We start from the raw sequence: 21,090 nt of genomic DNA on the forward strand, positions 1-21,090 counted from the left end.
CCGTGAGTAAAAATAAAGTTTTACAACCAGATTTTAAACTGTCTTTTCTATTACCTAAATACTGGTTAACTTGGCTTGGCGTACTGATTATGTACACTATTTCTTGGTTACCTTATAAGTTTCAACTCTTTTTAGGGCGTCAAATTGGTAAGCTTCTATTTAAAATAGGTTCAAGCAGAAAAAAAGTGGCCGCTCGTAATTTAGCACTTTGTTTTCCTGATATGGATGAACATGATCGCGAACAACTTTTACGTAAAAACTTTGAAAGTACAGGTATTGCACTTTTAGAAACCGGCATGGGATGGTGGTGGCCTGACTGGCGTGTTAAGCGAAAATTTACCGTTATAGGTTTAGAACATATTGAAAAAGCTAAGCAAGAGGGTCACAACGTATTTTTGTTAGCTATGCATTACTTATGTGCTGAAATGGCTGGCCGTGGTTTTGGGCTTAATCACCAATTAGTTATTTTTTATCGTCCTCATAACAATCCGTTAATGGAGTTTTTTCAATACAGAGGTCGAGGCAGATCAAATAAATATATGCTTGGTAAACGAGATGTAAAAGGCTTAATTAAAGCGATTAGAACTGGTGAATCTAGCTTGTATTTACCCGACCAAGATTATGGTAGAAACCGCAGTGTATTTGTTCCTTTTTTCGATGTAAAAGAAACAGCAAGTACAACTGGAACGCTTATTTTTGCTCGCCAGCCTAACACTAAAACCTTTGTATTAATCCCCAAACGTAATGATGACGGTAGCGGTTATACGATTGAAATAACACCAGCTTTAGACGATTTTCCTACCGACGATGACATTAAAGACGTTACACGCATTAATCACGAAGTTGAAAAAGCGGTTATGCGCAAGCCTGAACAGTACATGTGGTTACATAGAAGGTTTAAAACACGACCTAATGAAAATGACCCAAGTTTGTATAAATAAGCTTTGTTGGTTAAGGTATAGATTATCTAATGTTATTAATGAGTAAGGACTTATGGGTTTTTGGATACGAAATATTATATTCGGCACAATATTAATTATTATTGCCTATTTATTTTTTACTAATCAAGACCTACTCATGTCGCTAGGAAGTGATGACAAGCCTTTATCCACTCAGGTTACCGAAAACGAAGGAAGTATTTCAGCCACGACTGAAGATGCAAAGTCTGTTGTAAATAAAAAAAGAGAGAACAAAGCCGCGACAGGCTTGTCTACGTTTTACGCCAATATTAATGGCGAATCGAATACGGATAAACCGACTATTCGTAATAATATTGTTTATCTGCCTGATCCTAAAGGTGACCTTGAACTTTTATTAGATGCACGAAGAAAGGTGGTTAGAGCGTACCCAAAAAACTGGCAAGGTTCTATTGAATCAAGACCTTTTAGACTAGGTGAAACCATTTTTCAAAAACTATCTGAATATGCGAAAGAAGATAAATTAGAAGTCTATTGGCGACTCAATCGTGACTATGTGGTTAAAGATGCTTTTAGGATCAATAAAAGCATTTTAAAAACCGCCTTACAGTTAGGTCAAGGTATCAGCGGCCATTTCCAAAATGGTGTTTCTATTTATTTTTGTTACCAATCGAGAGCTATCGTTGTAATAGAAGGCACAAAATCTTATTTAGACGAGCGCTGTAGTTTATTGAAATCAAATTCAGGCTATTAAATAAAATACTGATGAGGCCATTTAAAATGCCTCTAGAACACTTACTTAAAATTTCCAAATATATGCCCGTTACCAATAAAGCTCAAATCCTAAGGCTCTTCTCTAAAGAGTTTTTATTGAACAGAGAAAAATAAAAGGTTTGCATTGAGTTGCTGTTATTTAAGTAAGCTTTCTCACCCAAATGAAATCAGTCAACCAACCTCTACTTTATAGAAATCACTTCAAAATATGATAAAAACCTATTAAAAACTTGTTTTCTTTTTTGTAGGTCAGTATAGTGCGCGCGAAATGGATTTTACGCACAAATAGCATTGTATATTTGTGCTACCAGTTTGTGTGTAAATCCATTTATTTCCTACAATTTTTCTTAGAAATTTACATAACATATAAAGGATTTATATAATGAAAACATATGCAGCACTTTTCGGTTTATCTCTACTTTCTTCAGCTACCCTAGCTAATGATTATAACACTCAAATTGATGTAGATTATTCTCGTGTTGATAGCTACGATACTATCAAACTTGAAGGCACATATTACCTTAACAGCGTTACTACAAATAACACAGCATGGTCAGAAGCTGCGTTTATGGGTAGAAGCACTAGCGCTAGTTTTAGCTACACAGATTTTGATAATGATGCTTACCAATTAGTATTAGGTGGCGACTATTACCACAATGACCTTTTTGTAGGTTTAGATGTTACTTATTTCGACGCTGATGGCGGAAGTGATGACACTGGACTTGTTGGTGAAATTGGTTATTTTGTTGATAAAAACTGGTTAGTATCAGTTTCAGGTGCTGATGAAGAATTTTCTGATTCTTTAACACTAAACACTAAATATATTGCTACATTAGATAATGGCAGATTTGTTAACGTAGAAGTGTCTTACCTTAATTTAGATAACGACTTTACAGCTGCAGCTGACTACTTCTGGACTGCTCAATCAAGTGTGGGATTAGTGCTTTCAACAGTAGATGGTGATAATGGTTCAATTCGTGCTCAACACTTTTTCACTCCAGCGATTTCAGCTCGCCTTGAATTTACTTCATTAGAAAATAGTGATGATAGATTTTCACTTGGTTTAACAGGTCGCTTTTAAGCCTAATATTATTGAATAAACAAGGGAGACATTAGTCTCCCTTTTTAATTACACCTGAAATGCGAATTTTATACTAAATACCTATCCTTAATTGATGTTATATTTTTAGCTACTTCAGTAAACTCGCTATTAACAATCAAAGAATTAATCCCTTGCAGTGTTGCTTTATGACCAAAATCTCGTAAATGACAATAACTCGAAATTAACGCATCTTTGTCTTCTTCACTAATTAAAGATAACGCGCATAGCTCATTAAAAATATTAATATTATCGGAATACTTTCCTAAACTAGGGTGTTTATAACCATGTGATAATACTAAATATTGTGCTAAAAACTCGATATCCACTAAGCCCCCTTCTCCTTGCTTAATATCAACCAGATCTTCTGTTGATTTATCAAGATGGGACTTCATTTTTTGACGCATTTCTACAACATCTTTTTTCAGTACATCATTATCTCTTGGGCTAGCAATAATATTACGTTTAATTTCTTCGTATCGTTTAACAAAAAATTCAGTTCCATAAACACAACGTGTTCTTACCAGCGCTTGATGCTCCCATGTCCAAGCATCTTGCTTTTGATATTCTTCAAAAGTATCAATATGCACAGCTAAAAGGCCTGAATTACCTGAAGGTCTTAAACGCATATCTAGCTCATATAAAATACCACTGGCCATGTTGGTGTTAAAAATGTGCATTATACGTTGGGCTAACTTGGCATAAAATTGACTGGCAGGAACTTCTTTTTCGCCATTGGTCATGTCGGTTGGTAAACTATTATGTAAAAACACTAAATCAAGATCGGAACCGTATCCTAATTCTATCCCGCCCATTTTACCGTAGCCAATAACAGCTAAACCTTTATCATCAGTACCTACAGTAGAAAGCGGCTGCCCAAATCTTTGTGTAACGTGTGCCCATGCTAGGTTAATCACTTCAGTAATAATACATTCGGCAATTGCAGTTAAGTGATCGCTTACCTTAGTAATAGGCAATACACCCGATATATCTGCAGCTGCTAAACGTAAATGCTGAACTTGTTTAAATTGACGCAACATATTCATTTGCGCTTCAAGATCTTCTTCTGGAATACGAAGCATTGTTTCGCGTAATTCTGATCCATAACTAGTTTCTAAGGGTGGATTACTAAATAGGGTAGGATCAATAAGCTCATCAAGTAAAATAGGAAACTTAGCGATATGTTCTGTTACCCACAAACTTGAACGGCATAATTTAATTAAATGCTTTAACGCCCCTTCATTTTCATTAAGTAATTCAAGGTAAGCCGTTCGTGTAACTATTTTCTTAAAAATAGAAAGTACGCGCTCTAATGTTGTATCTTCTACATTGTCTTCATTTAAAAAGAATAAGAGTAGCGGCATTAATTTATCTAATGTTTGACGACCTCTATTACCAATACCTTTTTTAGTAAGTTCCTCTCTAAAGTCACTTATTTGGTGCCAAATACTATCAACTTTCCATGTTTGATTAACTTTACTGATCCACGTACAACTTTCTTCATGATCCCAATCGCTGTCCCATAAAGTCACCCAATGTGAATCTTTAATATGATGATGAGAGCTCTCTTCACCAATCAACGCGATAAATTCTTTATGAACACCATACATATGGAATTGTAAGTGCTCTAAAAATAATGGCCATGTACTTAACTCATCCTGCTCTAATGCAGCTAAAATTCGCATTTGATCTAATTCAGAGTCAGGAAGTGTTTGTGTTTGTTTATCACCAAGTGCCTGAATAATGTTTTCAACACGTCGTAAAAACTCATAAGCATTTTTAAGTATTTTCATACTCTTAACGGGCACTTCACCTTCTTCGACTAATAAAGGAAGTACGGTTAACAAATTTCGTTGTTGTAAACTTTTAACTTGTCCGCCTCGGATCAACTGAAAAACTTGGACAATAAACTCAATTTCTCGAATACCGCCAGCACCTAATTTAATATTATTAATGAGTTGCTTACGCCTAACCTCTTGCGCAATCATCATTTTCATTCGGCGTAAACTGTCTATCACACTAAAATCGATATAACGTCGATAAACAAAAGGTTTAAGCATTTTATCTAATTGATCGTGGTACTTGCCCTCACCAATGAGACGAGCTTTGAGCATGGCATAACGCTCCCAATCTCGGCCTTGCTCTTGGTAGTAATCTTCCATAGCATTAAAAGTTAACACTAAAGGTCCACTGTCACCGAAAGGTCTTAAACGCATATCAACACGGTACACAAATCCGTCTGCGGTTTGCTGATTAAGTGCCGTGATCAGCTTTTGTCCTAAACGTGTAAAAAATTGTTGATTGTCAATTGAACGTCTAGCGCCTTGGGTTTCACCTGATTCTGGGTAAGTAAAAATAAGATCGATATCAGATGAAAAGTTAAGTTCTTTTCCGCCCAATTTACCCATAGCGTAAACCAATAAAGGGATAGTTTCGCCCTCGCTATTTTTAGGTTCTCCCCATTTTTCATAACAAAATTGGCTTAGCCAATCTAACGCACCTTGCACGAATACATCAGCCAGTTCTGATAAACGTTTTAATGACTCATTTAACGGAATATTTAAAACAAGATCGGCCGTTGCAATAGCCACCATTTCACGTAATCGAAATAACCTTAGTGCTTTATGTAAATCCTCTTCAGTTCTACATTCACTTATAAAATCACTTAATAACTTTTGATAGTTAGGTGTTTCTTTTTGATAAACATAATTTGATACAAATAACCCTATTACAATGTCAGGAGCTTGAAGCGCACTTTTTAAAATGTAATCACTTAACATTATTGCGCTTTTAAAGTGTTCGAGTTGTATCTCTGAAAGTTGTTCTGTTGCATTAGGGTGTTGTGCAGAAAATTGCATCCAACTTTTTTCTTGTTGCTGCACTAAACAAGCAGAAGTTACTTTTTTTACATGGCTATGCATCATATACTCCATAAATAAATGGCATATTTTTCATTAATCTATTGAAATGAGAACTTTAGAGGCTGTTTTTTCTTTAGAGATGTTTTACATTGAATGTAGCTCAAATACAAGTAAGTACCTTAGTTGAGCGTGTGTGAAGTTTTGATTATCACCCTCATTAAAATAAAATAATTGTTGCTTAAAGTTTCGAGCTAATTACCCATTTTTTTATTACGGTAATGGTAATAAAATAGACTTGTAAAAATAAACGTTTATGCTTTTTGTAAATAGCGTATCAAACCATTAGACATATTATGTCAAGGATGATATTAATAAATAATAATCAAGCATTTTTGAGGACACCTATGGCAGGAATGCACCACGTAAAAATATTGTTGTTGATACTAACCATTGGCTTAGTGGGATGTAGTGATCCTATTAATGAGCAAATAGTACAACAAACATCTATTTCGGAACAACGTATTGAACAATTAGCCAATGAATTAAAAAATGGCAGCGTAAGAAATGCTGTTCTCATTAATCAATACGCTGAGCATGTTCTACAACAAAAGCCGAATTTAGCCCCGTTAATTGAGCAATTCAAAAAAGATGCAACCGTTGAAGGGCCTATGTTCCTTGCGTTAGTTGATCGACTTAACACCGCTAAAAATCAACCTAATATGTTCGCGAGTAAACAAGCTTTGTATGATGAGTTACTAAACATTTATCAGGCTGCTGATCCTACGTTATTTTCAGATGCCCTTAGCGACCCTTTAAATGTATTAGCAGATATGTCTGACGGACAACTACCTAGAATCAACGCCTTATCAAAAAGCCAAAGCGCTAAAGCAAACAATGCACAAGACTTTGGCACAGGTGAACAGCTCATAGGTAACCCAAACTATGGACAATGGACTACAGGCAGTAATGGTATGTCTTTTTGGGCATGGTACGGTATGTATTCTATGATAGGTGATGTTTTTGGTTCTCGTCGTACCTATTACAACGACTGGGGGCGTAGCCGAAACTATAGTTATTACAACGACTATGGAAGAAAACGTTATAGTTCTCCCAGTCAATTAAGTAAACAAAACTCACTTGAAACCCGTACTCGTAAATCGTTTGAAAGTCGTGGGCAAAAATTTACCAGTGCTTATAGTAAAAATCGCACAGGTTCTTCGTCATTATCAAGCCAAAGCCGAACAGCACAAACGAGTGCTAATAAGTTTAAGTCTACGAGCTCATCAAAAAGTTCGTACGCTAAAGGTTCTTCAAGTTCATCTAAAAACGCCAGTTTCAGAAATAGCTCAAGCTCTACTTCTCGTGGCTTTAAACGCGGCAAATAGCGAGTAGCAGAATAGGGAAAAATAATGAATACATTAATAGACATAACCAATCTCAACCAAGACTTACTGATATATTTAGCCATTGATATTTCAATCGCTATTTTACTCCTTGGCGCTATGCGCTTTATTTCTGGCTTTACAGCAAAAGTTAATTCAACTGACGAATTATCTAAAGAAGATAACTTTGCCTTTGGAATTAGTGTTGCTGGTAGTATTGCCGCGATGGGTATTGCACTAAGCGGTGCTATTATGGGTGAAAGCGCAGATAGCTATTTACTTGAAGCAATAGGAATGTTGTCTTACGGACTTTTTGGATTAATTTTAATAAAAATTGGTCGCATTGTTCACGACCGTATTGCATTAAACCAAATTAATAAAACAGAACAAATTAAAGCACATAATATTTCTGTAGGTATTGTTGATGCCGCAGGAGCTATAGCTACAGCCATTATTATTAGGGCCGTACTTATTTGGGTAAATGGTTTAAATATTAGTACCTTTGTTGCTATTGCGGCTGGTTTTGTAGTATCTCAGGCCATGTTAGTAATGGTTACACGTATTAAAGAAAAACAATACGCTAACAATAATCAAGGCGACAGTATGCAAGAAGCTTTTGCAGACGGTCAAACAGCATTAGCTATTCGCTATGCTGGCCAAGTTATTAGTACAGCGCTAGCCGTAACCGCAGCAAGTTACTTCTTAACTTATTCTTCTGAAACTTTGCTAACGAACCTCTTTGGTTGGTTAGTATTTAGTATCGTTATGACAATACTAGTTTCAGTGCTTACAACACTCGCCAAAAAACTCATTTTATGGGGTATTAACTTAGTAGAAGAAGTTGATCAGCAACATAATATTGGTGTGGCAAGTGTTGAAATGGCCATTAGCATTTCAATTGCTTTGATCCTTACCGGATTAATGGCGTAGCAACCAAAGTTAATCACGCGACACATTTGTGTTTAACACTCTCTCCTTTCAAATAAAGCCGTATAATTTCTATGCGGCTTACTTTTTTAACACACATTAACCTATAAGCCTTCATGAATACCAATAAATCCTCCTTACTCTGGCACGACACGTTTCTTATATTAGCTATGGCGATTTTAGCTGGCTGCGGACTTATATATGAGTATTTACTTTCTCATTATGCAGGACGTGTATTAGGCGCTATGGAAAGCACCATTTACGCCATGATCGGCTTAATGATTGTCGCTATGGGACTAGGTGCTTTTGCAGCGCGTAAAATTACCTGTGCTTTTAATGGTTTTGTATGGTTAGAACTTATTATTGCGATCCTGGGTAGTTTATCTATTTTAATTATTGGTGGTTTTATTGCTATAACCCAAACCTTCCCCTTGCTTATTTCAGATATGTTTTCTTTACCGCCTGATGCTATGCCTCGCGGTGGTCTTTTTAAACAACTGAGTTTTATTGCTTTTAATAGCCCGTATTTTTTTGGTTTATTACTCGGTTTTTTTATTGGGATGGAGATTCCATTAATTGCTCGAATTCGTGAAGAAATACACGAAAAACATTTAAAAAATAATATAGGTACTATTTATGGCGCCGACTATATTGGTGCAGGTATAGGAGCAGCTATATGGGTATTATTTTTATTAACAATTGATATTAGTAAAGCCAGTGCATTAACTGCCGCGTTGAACTTATTCGTGGGTAGTATTTTTATCCTTTACTATTGGAAAAAACTCACATGGAAAAAAACCCTTATTAGTCTTCATGTAGTGTTATTTATTGTTGTTGGCATGGTATATCAACAAGGTAATACTTGGTTAAACCAAATGAATAACCTGCTCTATCTCGACAAGGTGGTATATTCAGACAAAACCAAATTTCAACAACTTACTTTTACTCAACGATATATGGGCGTTGAACAAGGCAGTGTTATTGGTTTTTACCTCAACGGACGATTACAGTTTTCATCTTCAGACGAGTTTATTTATCACAGTTATTTAGTTGCGCCTGTATTGGCAGGCTCAGCCCGACAAGATAACATTTTAATTATTGGTGGCGGAGACGGCCTTGCGCTTCGTGATGTACTGCAGTGGTCACCTAAACACGTTACGCTTATTGATTTAGACGACGAACTTATCGATATATTCACCCATCCCGAAAAGAAACTCCCAGCTTCTTTAGCTGTACAAATTAGTGCGTTAAACCAAAAAAGTTTACAGCATAAAAATGTACAAGTATTTAAGAGTGACGCCTTTATTGCCATAGATGATTTATTAGCACAAGGTAAGTCATACGACGCTATTATTGTTGATTTACCAGACCCTAGCCATCCTGACTTAAACAAATTGTACTCAGTTAACTTTTACGCTCGCCTAAAACAACTACTTGCGGGAGATGGTTTAATAGGTGTGCAATCAACCAGCCCTTACCATGCTAAAAAATCGTTTATATCGGTTCAAAAAACCTTAGAAGCTGCAAACTTTTCGTCTGTACAACAATATCACGACAATGTGCCTAGCTTTGGTGAATGGGGCTGGACAATTGCCAGTAAAATGGGAGCAAGTCCATTACAACGTTTAAATGCATTAGAAGCTTTACCCGTCGAGCATTTTTGGCTAACGTTACCTATGATTAAAAACGCGTTTGAATTTCCTCATAATTTCTATAAAAACAAGGAAAGCATACCCGTTAACTATTTAGGTAGTCATGCCATTTATCAGTTACATCAAAATGCATGGCAAGATCAGCAAGGACTTAATAACTCCTACTTACAATAAGTACGCATATTTAGAAAAATAGTAAAAAACATGCTTGACATATTATGTCTAAGTGTTAAATTAACCCCATTGACATAATATGTCGATTAGCAAAATCGTTTATTCTTTAATATACGACAATGTGAAGAATTAACATGAAGAGGAACAACATGAATATTCATACGATAGCAAACCACCTAAATACAATGGCAGATAGTTCAGAAACAGGAATGGTTTTTGATTGCCAACCCATTTCAGGTGAAGTTGATGTTTTACAAATTTCAGTCGTTGACCGTGAAGAGTTACCTATATTTTTATCGGTGTCTGACGATCAAATTCTTTGCATTACTTACCTTTGGGGTGCAGAGGAAGTTAAGTCTGACAAGTTACATGAAATGCACGAAAGTATGCTAGAAATGAACATACCTATGCCTTTGTCTTCATTTTCAAAAATTGGCGACAAATATGTAATTTTTGGGGCTTTATCTATTAATTCAACATACGACGACATTGAGCATGAGCTCGCTGTTTTAAGTAATAATGCTGTCGAAATCATCGACGACATGAGTGATTTTTTAATTTAAATGACCGCCTTATTAGGAGTAATAAAATGAGTATTTTCAAAAAGATAATGACAGCTATCCGTGGTGGTGCATCTGAAGTAGGTGAATCGATTGTAGATGCAAATGCTACTCGTATTTTCGAACAAGAAATTCGCGATGCTGAAAACCATTTAACCAAAGCTAAACGTGATCTTACCGGTGTTATGGCACAACAAATGGCTTCAAGCCGTGAAGTTGATCGTATTAAACGTGAAATTACTGAGCACGAAGGCTACGCAGTTCAAGCCTTAGAAAAAGGCGATGAAACATTAGCCTTAGCGGTAGCAGAAAAAATTGCCGCTTTAGAAAGCGAACAAACCACACAGCAACAATCTTTAGATAGTTTTGAAGGTAGTGCGAATCGCTTAAAAGACTTAGTGAAGAAAAGTGAACGTCAAGTGGCTGAATACAAGCGTCAACTTTCTATGGTAAAAACCACTGAAAGTGTGCAAAAAGCAACGTCAGCTATTACTGATAACTTCTCTTCAAGTAACTCTAAGTTATTAAGTGCTAAAGATTCTTTAGAGCGCATTAAAGCTAAACAGCAAAAATTTGATGACCAAATGAAAGCTGCTGAAGTATTAGAGTCTGAAAACTCTGATAACTCGCTTGAAGCTAAGTTAAAAGAAGCAGGCATTGGTGCAACTGACGCAAGCGCAAGTTCAGTTCTTGATCGTTTAAAAGCGAAACAAAAATAGACTTTAGTCGCTTTATAGCAATAGACTAAAAAGATACTGACTCAATCGCTTGTTATGCAAATAACAAGCGATTTTTATGGTGATAAATATGAGCTTTTTAAAAAACATTTTTAAAAAAGAAGCAGAAGTAGAACGTAAATTAACACACGCTAATCAACTCAAAAAAAACGATATTATTGTACTTAGCGATAGCTTTGGGTTACCTGAAACGTTACGTGGTCAAGAGTTTCAAGTATCAGCTATTAACTGTTACGAATACGAAAGCAAAACCGAAACGGAATGGGTACTAAAAGGCACTAACAACACTCAAATTTATCTTACCCTAGATATTGACGATGAAACCTACCTTAAATTCTCTTTAAAAATAGAACGTAATGACGTTGAAACACTTTTCAATTTAGATGATTTTGCGACAATCTTTGACGAACCGGGTAATGCCTTTTTGGAAAGACAAGCTGATTCAAATAGCACATCTCAGTGGAGTAGCGATCAATATCAACAACAAACCTATTCACAAGTTGGCTATTTTCACAGAAAGGATAATCGAGTAGAATCTCTTTCATCGTATGAAGGGAAAGACGCTGGCGAGCAATTTGAGCTATATGCATTATTCGATAAAGAAGATACTAGAGGTATTGATATCGAAGTATGGCAAGACGGCGATACTGAAGTGTTTTTAACTTTGTTTAGACCAACAACCGATATTATTGACATGTATCCAGGAAGTTAACACGTGGCGCGTAAAATACTCGAAAAATGGGAATCATCTGTTAAAGCTGTTAAAGCTGTTCAAGTTGCTTTTGACATGGATGAAAAAATTCAACTAGCCATTAGAAAAGAAGCCCTTGAAGCAGGCTTAAGCCCTTCAGATCAAATACGTGACATTCTAGGTTTACCTACAAGTAAACGCCCTAAACGCCCTCGTTTAACGGTAAGTTTAGCCCCCGCCGATTATGAACTTCTTGCTGAAAAATATAACTTATCGCCAGATCAACAGTTAGATATTAAAAAGAAATTGATGGACGATTTGATCCAACACGTTAATGATGAAAAATAATAGCCATTTAAAGCTTTGTTAAAATAAGACTAAGGAGATGAACGGTGTTAATATTTGAATCCGTTATGGAAAAAACACACTTGTATAAAGTCGATAACTTTGGTGTTAAAAATTACAATTTTTTAGTATTAACCTGTTTTCTATTTTTAGTCATGGCGTGTCTCACCCTATCTCTGGGTCACATCACTTATATTTTTGAAATAGAAAACGCTAACTCCCCTGTAAAAACTTACGGTGATGCTATATGGCTAATGGTTATGTCGGCTTCAACCATAGGTTTTGGAGATGTTTATCCTATTACCACCATGGGTCGTATCGCTGTATATACAATGTTTTTACTTGGTGTAGGTACATTAGGTACGTTAGGTGCTATTTTCGCTAATCGCATTTTTGGATTTGCAGACACCAATATTAAAAACAGAGAACTACGTAAACAAAATGCCGATATTTACGCTAAGTTACTAGAACTTGAAAAGAAAATTGATGAAATAAATAAACCTTAGGCTTCAATTCATTTCATCAAATCATGAGAAATACAGGAAAATAATAAAAAGAATGCTGGAAAGTTATTTCCCTGCAGCAAAGTCGACTAACGTTTTGCCCGACATTCGATAACCTACCCATTCATCTTGTGAAACAGCACCAATAGACTCGTAAAAATCACGCGAAGGTTTATTCCAATCTAAACAACTCCACTCAAAACGGCCACAACCTTTGTCTAAAGCTATTTGTGCCATTTTCTGCAACAGTAACTTACCAGCGCCTTTACCTCTATACTCTTGAGATACGTATAAATCTTCAAGATATAAACCGGGCTTGGCCAACCACGTTGAGTAGTTATAAAAATAAATAGCAATACCTATAGCTTTACCATCAAGCTCACAAATTAAGGCATTTACATGGCTACCTTCAGTAAATATCGACTCTGCTATCGTTTGCTCTGTGGCTAGTACTTCGTGCTCAGCTTTTTCGTAAATGGCTAATTCACGAATGAAATATAAAATGGTTGCTGCATCATCCTTAACAGCTGTTCGAATTGATAAAGCACTCACGTTATTCTCCTTGTTGAATGGTATTAAATTTTAGGTATATACTTTTTAAAAATGATACATGTGTTTAGTCCACCAAAAGCAAAAGAGTTACTCATTGCGTATTCTATGCCATGAGGTTGAGCTTGATTAGGAACATAGTCTAAATTACATTCATCATCATTTTCTTTAAAATTTTTGGTAGGCGGACATTGCTGTTTTTCTATCGCTAAAATACTGGCAATACTTTCTAATGCTGCGCCAGCACCTAACACATGACCGTGAATAGCTTTAGTTGAAGACACTTTTAACTGAGGTGCATGCGCTTTAAATACTTGATGGATCGCATAGGTTTCTGTTTTATCATTTTGCTTAGTACCTGAGCCATGAGCATTAATATAAGCAATATCTGACGGTAAAATATCGGCATCTTGAAGGGCTGCATTCATCGCCATTTCAGCGCCTTCAGCCAATGGCTGTATCATATTGTGCGCGTCAGAGCTCATACCTACACCAACGATTTCACCGTAAATATCTGCACCACGTGCTAACGCATGATCTAAAGTTTCTAATACTAAGGTCGCTGCGCCCTCCCCTATAATCAAACCACTTCGATTCGCTGAAAAAGGACGACAAGTGTCATGAGATAATACGCGTAATCCGTCCCAAGCATGAAAATTACCTGAAGTGATACAAGCTTCAGCTCCACCTGTTATTGCAACATCTACCATATTACTGCGTAGCATTAGTACAGACATGATCAACGCATGTCCTGAAGATGAGCAGGCCGATGAAGTAGTAAACGCGGGGCCTTTAATCCCATACTTCATTGAAATATGGCTGGTGGCTGAACTCGGTAATAATTTAGGTACAGTAAAAGGATGAGCACGCTTTTTGTCTGATTCAAACAATAATGAATAAGACTGTTCAATAGTTTCTTGTCCGCCAATACTGGTGCCGTGTACAACACAAGTGCGTTGAGCTAAAGGGCGATCATTAAAAGCGAGTTTCGATTGTGTTATTGCTTCATCCGTTGCCAGTAAAGCAAATTGAGTAAAACGATCAAAATGTTTTAGCTCTGCTTTTGAAAAGTTTTTGGCTGGATCATAATTTTTAACTTCTGCCGCCATTGATGCATGGTGAGGCTCGGGCGTAAATAAACTAATAGGTGCTATTGTGTTTATTAGCTTATTGTTGTTGTCAAAAAGATATTCGCTAAAGTGACTAACATTATTACCAGCAGCTGAAATAGCGCCCATACCTGTAACAACAATGCGTTTACTCATTATTATCGACTTTATTTTGAATATTTTGTTGTACAAGGCTTTCAACCAAAGTAACCACATCATCAAGGCTAGATAAATTAAAACCTTGTTGCTCTAATTCATTCTCACTAGGAATATTAATATCAAAAGCTTCCTCAAGGTCAAAAATAATTTCAACTAACGAGAGAGAGTCTATTCCAATACTATCTAACGAATCACTATGGGAAACCTGCTTCAAATCTTCAGTAGTATATTCAGAAACAATATCGATGATTTTAGCTTTAGTAAATGAGCTAACGTTACTTGTGTTCATGACTTAATTTAACCTTTTTCCAGTCGACGATTAACGATAATAAGGTGATAAGTATAAAAATAATTTTACTCGTATTCGGATATTTTTGGTAAAACGTTTCTATATCTTTTATGTAAACCTGAGTGATTGAAACCCCTTGCTTATTCGACTCAATAAGAGAACCTGCTATGATCTTTCCTTGCGCATTTATAATACTACTGATCCCTGTATTAGTCGCTCTTACTAACGGTGTTCTATACTCAATGGTACGAAATAATGACAAGGCTAAATGCACATTAACACCGGCGGTACTAGCGAACCAAGCATCGTTAACGGTATTAATCAGTAAACTATTATGTGTATTGATACTTTTACCAACCAAATCTGTAAAAACGGCTTCATAACAAATTAAAGGGATAATATTAATCGTATTATTGTTTATTAGTAAAGGTAACGTTTTTGAATGCTCGCCTGATTTGTAATTAGGCGCGTAAGGTAACATTTTACGTAACCATGGCAGTTGTTTTTCAAAGGGTAGATACTCTCCTATAGGCAATAACTTCTGTTTTTGGTAGCGTGACGTTACTTGATTATGTTGAATTAATTCAATGGTATTAAAGTAGCCATTATTCTCATTTAAGGTTTTATTTATAGGTTCAATCGCTGTTAATAATAAAGGCGTATTACCTATAGCTTCACTGAATAATTTTTTATCATAATTAAAAAACTCAAAAGACAATGGCACTGGCACTTCAGGAAAAATGATTAAATCGGGTCTATTTGATAATAGGTTATCAGAATATTGTTCAGACAATGTTTGATGAATAAGCGTTTGCAATGGCTTAGCCACGGTTAACCAGTCATCTCGTGTTCTCAGTTTTACATCTATATTAGGTTGCACCATTGTTATCGTTAATTGATTGCTATGATGCCTTTTAACCTCTTGTTCAATCAATGCCGACTGAACAAGTCCGTATAACAAGTTCCCCATAAAAAACAGCAATGCCACGACTAGGTACTGTAAGCTCTTTTGCTTATTACGTTTTCGTTCAACCAAACATCCTGCTAGTAAAAAACTGACCGCGTGAATAATAAAAAAAACAAGCCCAACACCACCAATATCAGCAAGCTGTATTTGCATAGGCGACAGATATAATGAATGAACAATATTACCGGGAAGAATATGAGGAATATAATTAACAAGGACGGTAAACAAACATGCTGCTTTAAGTGCACCTAAAACACTCTCATTCCACTTTAAAGCGACATAAAACCATGTGCCAATAGCATAAGGCAAAGCGCAAACGACACAGAAAAGAAAAACAAAAGGAATAATTAAATTAGCGTGGCTATAGGTAATATCCGCAATACCAGGAATAACCCACCAAATACTACAAAACCAACCAAAGGTGGCCGCTAATAAAGCTAAAGTAAAAGCATAATTAGGTTTAGCGCCATATAAAGAAAAAAGCGTGGGAACTATAGCAATCCAAGCTAAAAACCCATATCCACCACTCGGAAAAGCTAAATAAAATAGCCCCACAGTTAAGAATACTAGAAGTAAATCAAAAGCTTGTTTTTGATTTTTCATTTGAAGAAACAACAATCTAATAACAGATTATTTCTTTTTAAATTTATAAACTAAAGCAATTACCACGACAAGTGCTATATGAAACATTGGATGCATGTAAGGTACACTTGCGCTACTTCCACCGCCTCCTGTTCCTCCGCCTCCACCCACCGCAAAAACAGGGTGAGATACAAACAAAACGAACATCATAAAAAATATAACAACAACTTTATTAAACATTTTCTACCTTTGCTTTATCTGATCTGTTGAGATTCGGGCTTCATACTTTTCTGCCAGCCAATTCATTAAAAAGAAAAGTGCTAATGCAGAAACAAAATTAACTAACTGCCATATGTATAAATGGTAAAGTTCGAATTGATTTATTGGGTACTTAATTTCATTAAATAAATGAACAATTCTAATAATATTTTCAATTTGGATCAAAACACATGCACTAATTGCCATTAATATTTTTAAGCTCCACCTATACTGTAAGGCAAAAATGGCAGCCCATAATGTAGCGATTAACGATAATGCCGTACATTTATGGTCAACTATAACAAACCTTTGCGTATCAGCATGAATAAGTTTGTTATCAATAACACTTACATTATCTAAAAAAAAATGCCCTAAATAACCTGCTGCTTCAGCAAGATAGCTTTGAATAAAAAAAGCAAGCCTAGTACTTTCATCAATCCACCAAACGAGCAGTTGGAGTAATAGTACCCAAACCATAAATGCCCGAAAAAAAGATAATAACGGCTTGTTCATCTATTTAACTTACGTTTTTATAACGGTACAAATAATCACAACCAATAAGGCACAAGAGACATTGCGCTATGTTTAGAATGATCTAAAGCGTGTAATAAATTGTCTACCTTACTTTTTTGCCAATTCATTAATTTGGCGGGTTGCTCAGGTAAACGCTGAAGTTGCTGTTGAATAAGCCATAACACTTGCAACTCTGTAATACCTTCTCGAATATCTAACCAAGGCGCTCTGTATTTACTTCGCTCTTCTTCATTAAATAATGCAGCAAACCAAATTCCTGTGTGTAAGCTGATATTAAGTAATGAACTTTGCTCTAAGTACTGTTCACTTGTTAAAGACATAGCCTCAGACATAGCTTTAACTAAATCATCTAAACTTTTTGATAACTGATTAGTAGCAAAAGTTAGTATATTTATATTGACTGCACTGCTAGAAAATAGCTTCTGATTTGGCATCAAAAGCTTCAGAATGTTAAGTTGTAATTGGTTAAATCGTTGAGAGTGAAAAACTTGTTTCACTTCGTCTATATTAGGAAACCTTCTTTTTTCTAACTTTAACTCGGTCACAAGTTCGGCGCTGTAATCAAGCTTTTTACGGTAATTACCTGTTTTATTCACTATTTCTTTTAAATAGATAAGATGTTCAACCCATGAAAAAACACCAACAAAATAGGTTATTTCATTTTTAATATCAGTTAACTCTTCTAATAAATACTCTTCAAAAAAGATAAAGCCATGTTCCATTAATGCCAGAGTATCTTTAATCACCGCTAAATCGGATAAAGAAGGCTCATCGATATAATGCTCTACAGATTTTTGTAAGTGATTAAGACCAGAAGTTAAACCCGTAAGAAAAGCTTCGCTAATATTTTCATTTTGATTTAACGGTAGCAAAGCAAGCGGAGAACATACTGATGTGGTTTTAGTTTCATTCCACAAACCATAACCTCTAGCGGCTTTACTATTCAGCCCAGGTCTCAATTCGAGTTCAGTTAAAAATAATTCAGCTAAGTCAAATAATTCAGATAGCTCACCTCGAACCAGCTCTAATTCAATTTCGCAAATAGGATCAACTAATCCGTTACTTGAGACTTCACCTTGATCAAAAACGACTTCAACTACACCACCTTTTGCGGTGTTAATCAGCCATATATGTCGCTCAAAGTCAGTAGAAAATAATGAAACTAATTGATTTTGGATATTTTCAAGGTTTTGGGTGGGTTTCCAAATTTCAGCAGGAAATAGATCGAGTTGAGGTTGCTTAACCGTAATTGGCACATTGAATTCAGGCCTCTGCTGCAAACCACCGATTAACTTACCCGCGGTTTTAATTGTTTGCTCTAGCATTCCGTCTTTTTCACGAATGCGTAAACCCATATCATGTTTTCTTAAGTTTAAATCTGGCGTATCAAAATAACAATTACCCAACTGAGTAACGCTTTCAATATAGTCAATCTTCTGTTTTGATAATAAGGTTGAAATGATGTCTGCTGTGTTATCGCTAAAAACTAAATATTTTAGCTCTATCTCTATCGCCATGATGTCTCAAGTTAAGTATTTATAATCGCTATATTAATTTTATACGTTACGTAATTAATCATATAACTTATGAAGCCCCTACAATACAAAAGCTCGTACTTATAGGCAATCTTTTTCAACATACAGCCCTCAGTTTAAACGAATCAATTACACATATTTAAGTGGTTTAACGATATATACAAAAATAGAGCAAAAATAATTGCCTTTCTACTTGCTATCAAAGTGCCAAAGCCCTAATATTTTCAGTCATTCTCGATTAATTAAGCATTTGGTTACCGCATGACATTGTTAAGATCTTTTTTTACCTGTTTATTATTTATTCTTTCTTCAAGTGTATACGCGCAAGAAAATACAACTGTGGGATATATTTCTGACGAGCTTCCTATATTTGTTCACTCGGGTCCGGGTAAAAACTACCGTATTTTAGGTACAGTAACCTCAGGTTCAGAAGTTCAAATTACAGGTAATAACAGTAATGAATATTCTGAAGTTATTGATGAAAAAGGAAGAACAGTTTGGTTAGAAAGCCAATATGTTTCAACTAAAGCAGGGCTTAGAGTGGTTATTGCTCAACTTAATGCAAAATTAGCCGACTTAGAAAGTAATGCGGGTTCAGTAACCGAAAGCTTATTACGTGCAAATAAAGATGTAGACCGATTAAGCAGTGAAAAAACGCAACTAAATAACGAAATTTCAGTACTTAACAAAAACCTTAGCGAAGTACAGCTGAAGCTAAAAGATCAAGATACGAATATAAAGAAAGAGTGGTTTTTTAATGGCGCTATCGTTTTATGTATAGGCTTAGTTTTAGGCTTGATTCTTCCTCGCTTATCTTCCAATAAAAAAAGCAGCATGAATAGCTGGAAATAACATATTACTGACTCTACATTTATTATGTATCAAGGCCTAATAACTCGCATGACTTGTTTATTAGGCCTTAATACGTTGTAATATTATTTAAAACGATATTCCCACTTAATATAAGCGTCAATTTCTGTATCGTCTTTATAAACGTTATTAGTGTCTGATGTATTAAGTTTATCAAATGTAGAATGAGTTAAAGTTAAACCCAAAGTAAAGCGCGAATCAAAAGCAATAAATTTATATTGCCCATCAAATTCTAATAAATCTTCAGCAACCTTTGATACCTGATTACCAAGATTAATATTATTCGAAAAGCCGTCAGTATTATCAGTATTAAGCTCTACTTTTCTTAATTTAGCTTGCCAGCTATTACCTGATGCGGTCTGAATTAAAAAGGTTGTTACTAGCGATTGCGCATCATTATCATATGTAGAACCAATACTGCGTTGATAATAACGATACCCTGACTGGTAAGTTCCATGTTCATAAAAACAATTAAAACTCGTATTCACATCTCCACAAGCCACTTGTGTATCAGAATATTCAATATTAACTAACACTCTATGTTCAAATAAACTAAAGCGTGTTTCTATACCGTACATATTAGCTTTATCAGTAATAAGACCTTCATTAGGAGAGCCATCTTCACCAATTGTTTGAAAATAAACAGCATAAGGTAATCCAAACACTACATCCGACCAACGAATATCGTAACCAGCTAAATGATTACCCTCATAAGTATTTAGTTCAGCATCACAAGTAGAATCACCATTCGCACACTTCTGGCCTCCTTTTAAAATATCGAAAAAATCTTTAATTGAGCCTGGCTGCCCTTCACCTGCCCACTGAAATGACCAGCTAGCACCAATTTCTAAGCCACGTATAGGGCGAAATGTTCCTCGGGTACTCCACATTAACGTATTCGATACCGCTCGATTTTCTTCTAATTTGGCCATTTGTGCTGTTAAAGTCCAAGGACCAATCCAACTTAACCAAGGTGTTTCAAAAGCATCCGAGTTATCTCGCGTAAGACTTATAGCGGGTAATGACCTTGCATTGGTACTCATGATTAAGTTGCTATCTATACTAGGTCCCCACCAACGATCAATCGCACCAGCACTAACAACCCAATTTCCTAATTTATACGCTAGAAAACTACCATCAATATTCATATCGCTTGCTTGATTTAATTCAGACGTTTCATTAATTCCCATGCGATAATTAACTTGCAATTTCCCTGCGAGATTCCCCACAAAAAAGTCATCTGATAATGCTATATAACCCCGATCAAATTCACGATTACCATAACTAGTAAAACGATTAGCGTGACTCGCAAGATAAACACTTTTTTTAGTAATGTTTTGATTCTGAGATGCGTAATAATAGCTAAATTTCACATGATTGAGTGCTTGCTTTTGAGTATCTGTCAATAAATGAACTTTTGCCGATAAAATATCTGATTTTATCGCATTCCACATAAGAGGATATGTTGTAACTGGAGCTGTTATAATACCCGCATCAGCAAGTAGTTGAATATCATTTCTTAAGGCAAGATCATCAGGCTCAACCCACGGCACCGCATGACATAAAGTTATAATAAAAAAAGAAAAAACAGTAAAAACTGACTTAAAAAACATTAA

21 protein-coding genes are annotated in these 21,090 nt (G+C 35.6%); 12 read left to right on the forward strand and 9 right to left on the reverse strand.

Annotation, left to right across the window (positions count from 1 at the left end; translation table 11 throughout):
- Window positions 1-2 precede the first annotated feature (2 nt).
- From lpxL to B0X80_RS14695, 3 genes are all read left to right on the forward strand, one after another.
- Complete coding sequence (gene lpxL / locus B0X80_RS14685) at window positions 3-941, forward strand: LpxL/LpxP family Kdo(2)-lipid IV(A) lauroyl/palmitoleoyl acyltransferase (protein WP_077341500.1); 939 nt, start codon at window positions 3-5, stop codon at window positions 939-941.
- Between the two features lie 52 nt (window positions 942-993).
- Entirely contained in the window at window positions 994-1,671 is a 678-nt protein-coding gene (locus tag B0X80_RS14690; RefSeq protein WP_077341502.1) for a TcpQ domain-containing protein, read from the forward strand.
- A gap of 402 nt (window positions 1,672-2,073) precedes the next feature.
- On the forward strand, window positions 2,074-2,772 hold the full coding sequence (locus tag B0X80_RS14695; protein ID WP_076419571.1) for a putative porin: 699 nt from the start codon (window positions 2,074-2,076) through the stop codon (window positions 2,770-2,772).
- Between the two features lie 68 nt (window positions 2,773-2,840).
- Here the strand turns inward: B0X80_RS14695 and glnE are convergent, their stop codons facing one another.
- Window positions 2,841-5,714, reverse strand: a complete 2,874-nt coding sequence (glnE, locus tag B0X80_RS14700; protein WP_245825469.1) for a bifunctional [glutamate--ammonia ligase]-adenylyl-L-tyrosine phosphorylase/[glutamate--ammonia-ligase] adenylyltransferase — start codon at window positions 5,712-5,714, stop codon at window positions 2,841-2,843.
- Window positions 5,715-6,055: 341 nt separating this feature from the next.
- On the opposite strand from glnE, the gene B0X80_RS14705 reads away from it, so the two are divergent.
- From B0X80_RS14705 to B0X80_RS14740, 8 genes are all read left to right on the forward strand, one after another.
- Complete coding sequence (locus B0X80_RS14705) at window positions 6,056-7,036, forward strand: hypothetical protein (RefSeq protein ID WP_077341506.1); 981 nt, start codon at window positions 6,056-6,058, stop codon at window positions 7,034-7,036.
- Between the two features lie 24 nt (window positions 7,037-7,060).
- Window positions 7,061-7,963 (forward strand): DUF350 domain-containing protein, encoded by a 903-nt coding sequence (locus tag B0X80_RS14710; protein ID WP_077341508.1) that lies wholly within the window; start codon window positions 7,061-7,063, stop codon window positions 7,961-7,963.
- Window positions 7,964-8,076: 113 nt separating this feature from the next.
- Window positions 8,077-9,786: a polyamine aminopropyltransferase gene (locus tag B0X80_RS14715; RefSeq protein WP_077341510.1), complete on the forward strand. Its 1,710-nt coding sequence runs from the start codon at window positions 8,077-8,079 to the stop codon at window positions 9,784-9,786.
- Window positions 9,787-9,935: 149 nt separating this feature from the next.
- On the forward strand, window positions 9,936-10,349 hold the full coding sequence (locus B0X80_RS14720; RefSeq protein ID WP_077341512.1) for a YjfI family protein: 414 nt from the start codon (window positions 9,936-9,938) through the stop codon (window positions 10,347-10,349).
- 26 nt (window positions 10,350-10,375) lie between these two features.
- Window positions 10,376-11,065, forward strand: a complete 690-nt coding sequence (locus B0X80_RS14725) for a PspA/IM30 family protein (RefSeq protein WP_077341514.1) — start codon at window positions 10,376-10,378, stop codon at window positions 11,063-11,065.
- Window positions 11,066-11,153: 88 nt separating this feature from the next.
- On the forward strand, window positions 11,154-11,795 hold the full coding sequence (locus tag B0X80_RS14730) for a hypothetical protein (protein WP_077341516.1): 642 nt from the start codon (window positions 11,154-11,156) through the stop codon (window positions 11,793-11,795).
- A gap of 3 nt (window positions 11,796-11,798) precedes the next feature.
- Window positions 11,799-12,122: a hypothetical protein gene (locus B0X80_RS14735; RefSeq protein ID WP_076419563.1), complete on the forward strand. Its 324-nt coding sequence runs from the start codon at window positions 11,799-11,801 to the stop codon at window positions 12,120-12,122.
- 44 nt (window positions 12,123-12,166) lie between these two features.
- The gene (locus B0X80_RS14740; protein ID WP_245825470.1) at window positions 12,167-12,625 is read left to right on the forward strand and encodes a potassium channel family protein; all 459 of its coding nucleotides are present in this window, start codon (window positions 12,167-12,169) and stop codon (window positions 12,623-12,625) included.
- 63 nt (window positions 12,626-12,688) lie between these two features.
- Here the strand turns inward: B0X80_RS14740 and B0X80_RS14745 are convergent, their stop codons facing one another.
- From B0X80_RS14745 to B0X80_RS14775, 7 genes are read right to left on the reverse strand one after another with little or no spacing between them, the layout of a single operon-like run.
- Window positions 12,689-13,174 carry a GNAT family N-acetyltransferase gene (locus tag B0X80_RS14745; protein ID WP_077341518.1) on the reverse strand — a complete coding sequence of 162 codons (486 nt, stop codon included), beginning with the start codon at window positions 13,172-13,174 and terminating at the stop codon, window positions 12,689-12,691.
- 23 nt (window positions 13,175-13,197) lie between these two features.
- Entirely contained in the window at window positions 13,198-14,436 is a 1,239-nt protein-coding gene (locus B0X80_RS14750; RefSeq protein ID WP_175623955.1) for a beta-ketoacyl-[acyl-carrier-protein] synthase family protein, read from the reverse strand.
- Window positions 14,429-14,728, reverse strand: a complete 300-nt coding sequence (locus tag B0X80_RS14755; RefSeq protein WP_077341522.1) for an acyl carrier protein — start codon at window positions 14,726-14,728, stop codon at window positions 14,429-14,431. Before B0X80_RS14755 ends, B0X80_RS14750 begins: the two co-directional genes overlap by 8 nt.
- Window positions 14,715-16,298, reverse strand: a complete 1,584-nt coding sequence (gene lnt / locus B0X80_RS14760; protein WP_077341524.1) for an apolipoprotein N-acyltransferase — start codon at window positions 16,296-16,298, stop codon at window positions 14,715-14,717. The genes B0X80_RS14755 and lnt overlap by 14 nt, the downstream gene beginning before the upstream one ends.
- Before the next feature lie 27 nt (window positions 16,299-16,325).
- Complete coding sequence (locus tag B0X80_RS14765; RefSeq protein WP_076419557.1) at window positions 16,326-16,517, reverse strand: hypothetical protein; 192 nt, start codon at window positions 16,515-16,517, stop codon at window positions 16,326-16,328.
- A gap of 3 nt (window positions 16,518-16,520) precedes the next feature.
- Window positions 16,521-17,048, reverse strand: coding sequence for a hypothetical protein (locus B0X80_RS14770; protein ID WP_077341526.1), 528 nt, complete (start codon window positions 17,046-17,048; stop codon window positions 16,521-16,523).
- A gap of 35 nt (window positions 17,049-17,083) precedes the next feature.
- Window positions 17,084-18,586 (reverse strand): CYTH domain-containing protein, encoded by a 1,503-nt coding sequence (locus B0X80_RS14775; protein WP_077341528.1) that lies wholly within the window; start codon window positions 18,584-18,586, stop codon window positions 17,084-17,086.
- 279 nt (window positions 18,587-18,865) lie between these two features.
- Between B0X80_RS14775 and B0X80_RS14780 the strand changes: the two genes are divergently transcribed.
- Window positions 18,866-19,456: a TIGR04211 family SH3 domain-containing protein gene (locus B0X80_RS14780; RefSeq protein WP_077341530.1), complete on the forward strand. Its 591-nt coding sequence runs from the start codon at window positions 18,866-18,868 to the stop codon at window positions 19,454-19,456.
- 83 nt (window positions 19,457-19,539) lie between these two features.
- Here the strand turns inward: B0X80_RS14780 and B0X80_RS14785 are convergent, their stop codons facing one another.
- The gene (locus B0X80_RS14785) at window positions 19,540-21,087 is read right to left on the reverse strand and encodes a capsule assembly Wzi family protein (protein ID WP_077341532.1); all 1,548 of its coding nucleotides are present in this window, start codon (window positions 21,085-21,087) and stop codon (window positions 19,540-19,542) included.
- Window positions 21,088-21,090: the final 3 nt, after the last annotated feature.

Source organism: Pseudocolwellia agarivorans, from assembly GCF_002000085.1.
In the GTDB taxonomy this organism is placed as follows: Bacteria; Pseudomonadota; Gammaproteobacteria; order Enterobacterales; family Alteromonadaceae; genus Pseudocolwellia; species Pseudocolwellia agarivorans.

What these genes read in the sequence shown, in the direction of transcription:
- B0X80_RS14690 (WP_077341502.1), top strand. Translation starts at nt 994, where the DNA reads ATGGGTTTTTGGATACGAAATATTATATTCGGCACAATATTAATTATT.
- B0X80_RS14695 (WP_076419571.1), top strand. Translation starts at nt 2,074, where the DNA reads ATGAAAACATATGCAGCACTTTTCGGTTTATCTCTACTTTCTTCAGCT.
- glnE (WP_245825469.1), bottom strand. Translation starts at nt 5,714, where the DNA reads ATGATGCATAGCCATGTAAAAAAAGTAACTTCTGCTTGTTTAGTGCAG.
- B0X80_RS14705 (WP_077341506.1), top strand. Translation starts at nt 6,056, where the DNA reads ATGGCAGGAATGCACCACGTAAAAATATTGTTGTTGATACTAACCATT.
- B0X80_RS14710 (WP_077341508.1), top strand. Translation starts at nt 7,061, where the DNA reads ATGAATACATTAATAGACATAACCAATCTCAACCAAGACTTACTGATA.
- B0X80_RS14715 (WP_077341510.1), top strand. Translation starts at nt 8,077, where the DNA reads ATGAATACCAATAAATCCTCCTTACTCTGGCACGACACGTTTCTTATA.
- B0X80_RS14720 (WP_077341512.1), top strand. Translation starts at nt 9,936, where the DNA reads ATGAATATTCATACGATAGCAAACCACCTAAATACAATGGCAGATAGT.
- B0X80_RS14725 (WP_077341514.1), top strand. Translation starts at nt 10,376, where the DNA reads ATGAGTATTTTCAAAAAGATAATGACAGCTATCCGTGGTGGTGCATCT.
- B0X80_RS14730 (WP_077341516.1), top strand. Translation starts at nt 11,154, where the DNA reads ATGAGCTTTTTAAAAAACATTTTTAAAAAAGAAGCAGAAGTAGAACGT.
- B0X80_RS14750 (WP_175623955.1), bottom strand. Translation starts at nt 14,436, where the DNA reads ATGAGTAAACGCATTGTTGTTACAGGTATGGGCGCTATTTCAGCTGCT.
- B0X80_RS14755 (WP_077341522.1), bottom strand. Translation starts at nt 14,728, where the DNA reads ATGAACACAAGTAACGTTAGCTCATTTACTAAAGCTAAAATCATCGAT.
- lnt (WP_077341524.1), bottom strand. Translation starts at nt 16,298, where the DNA reads ATGAAAAATCAAAAACAAGCTTTTGATTTACTTCTAGTATTCTTAACT.
- B0X80_RS14765 (WP_076419557.1), bottom strand. Translation starts at nt 16,517, where the DNA reads ATGTTTAATAAAGTTGTTGTTATATTTTTTATGATGTTCGTTTTGTTT.
- B0X80_RS14770 (WP_077341526.1), bottom strand. Translation starts at nt 17,048, where the DNA reads ATGAACAAGCCGTTATTATCTTTTTTTCGGGCATTTATGGTTTGGGTA.
- B0X80_RS14775 (WP_077341528.1), bottom strand. Translation starts at nt 18,586, where the DNA reads ATGGCGATAGAGATAGAGCTAAAATATTTAGTTTTTAGCGATAACACA.
- B0X80_RS14780 (WP_077341530.1), top strand. Translation starts at nt 18,866, where the DNA reads ATGACATTGTTAAGATCTTTTTTTACCTGTTTATTATTTATTCTTTCT.
- B0X80_RS14785 (WP_077341532.1), bottom strand. Translation starts at nt 21,087, where the DNA reads ATGTTTTTTAAGTCAGTTTTTACTGTTTTTTCTTTTTTTATTATAACT.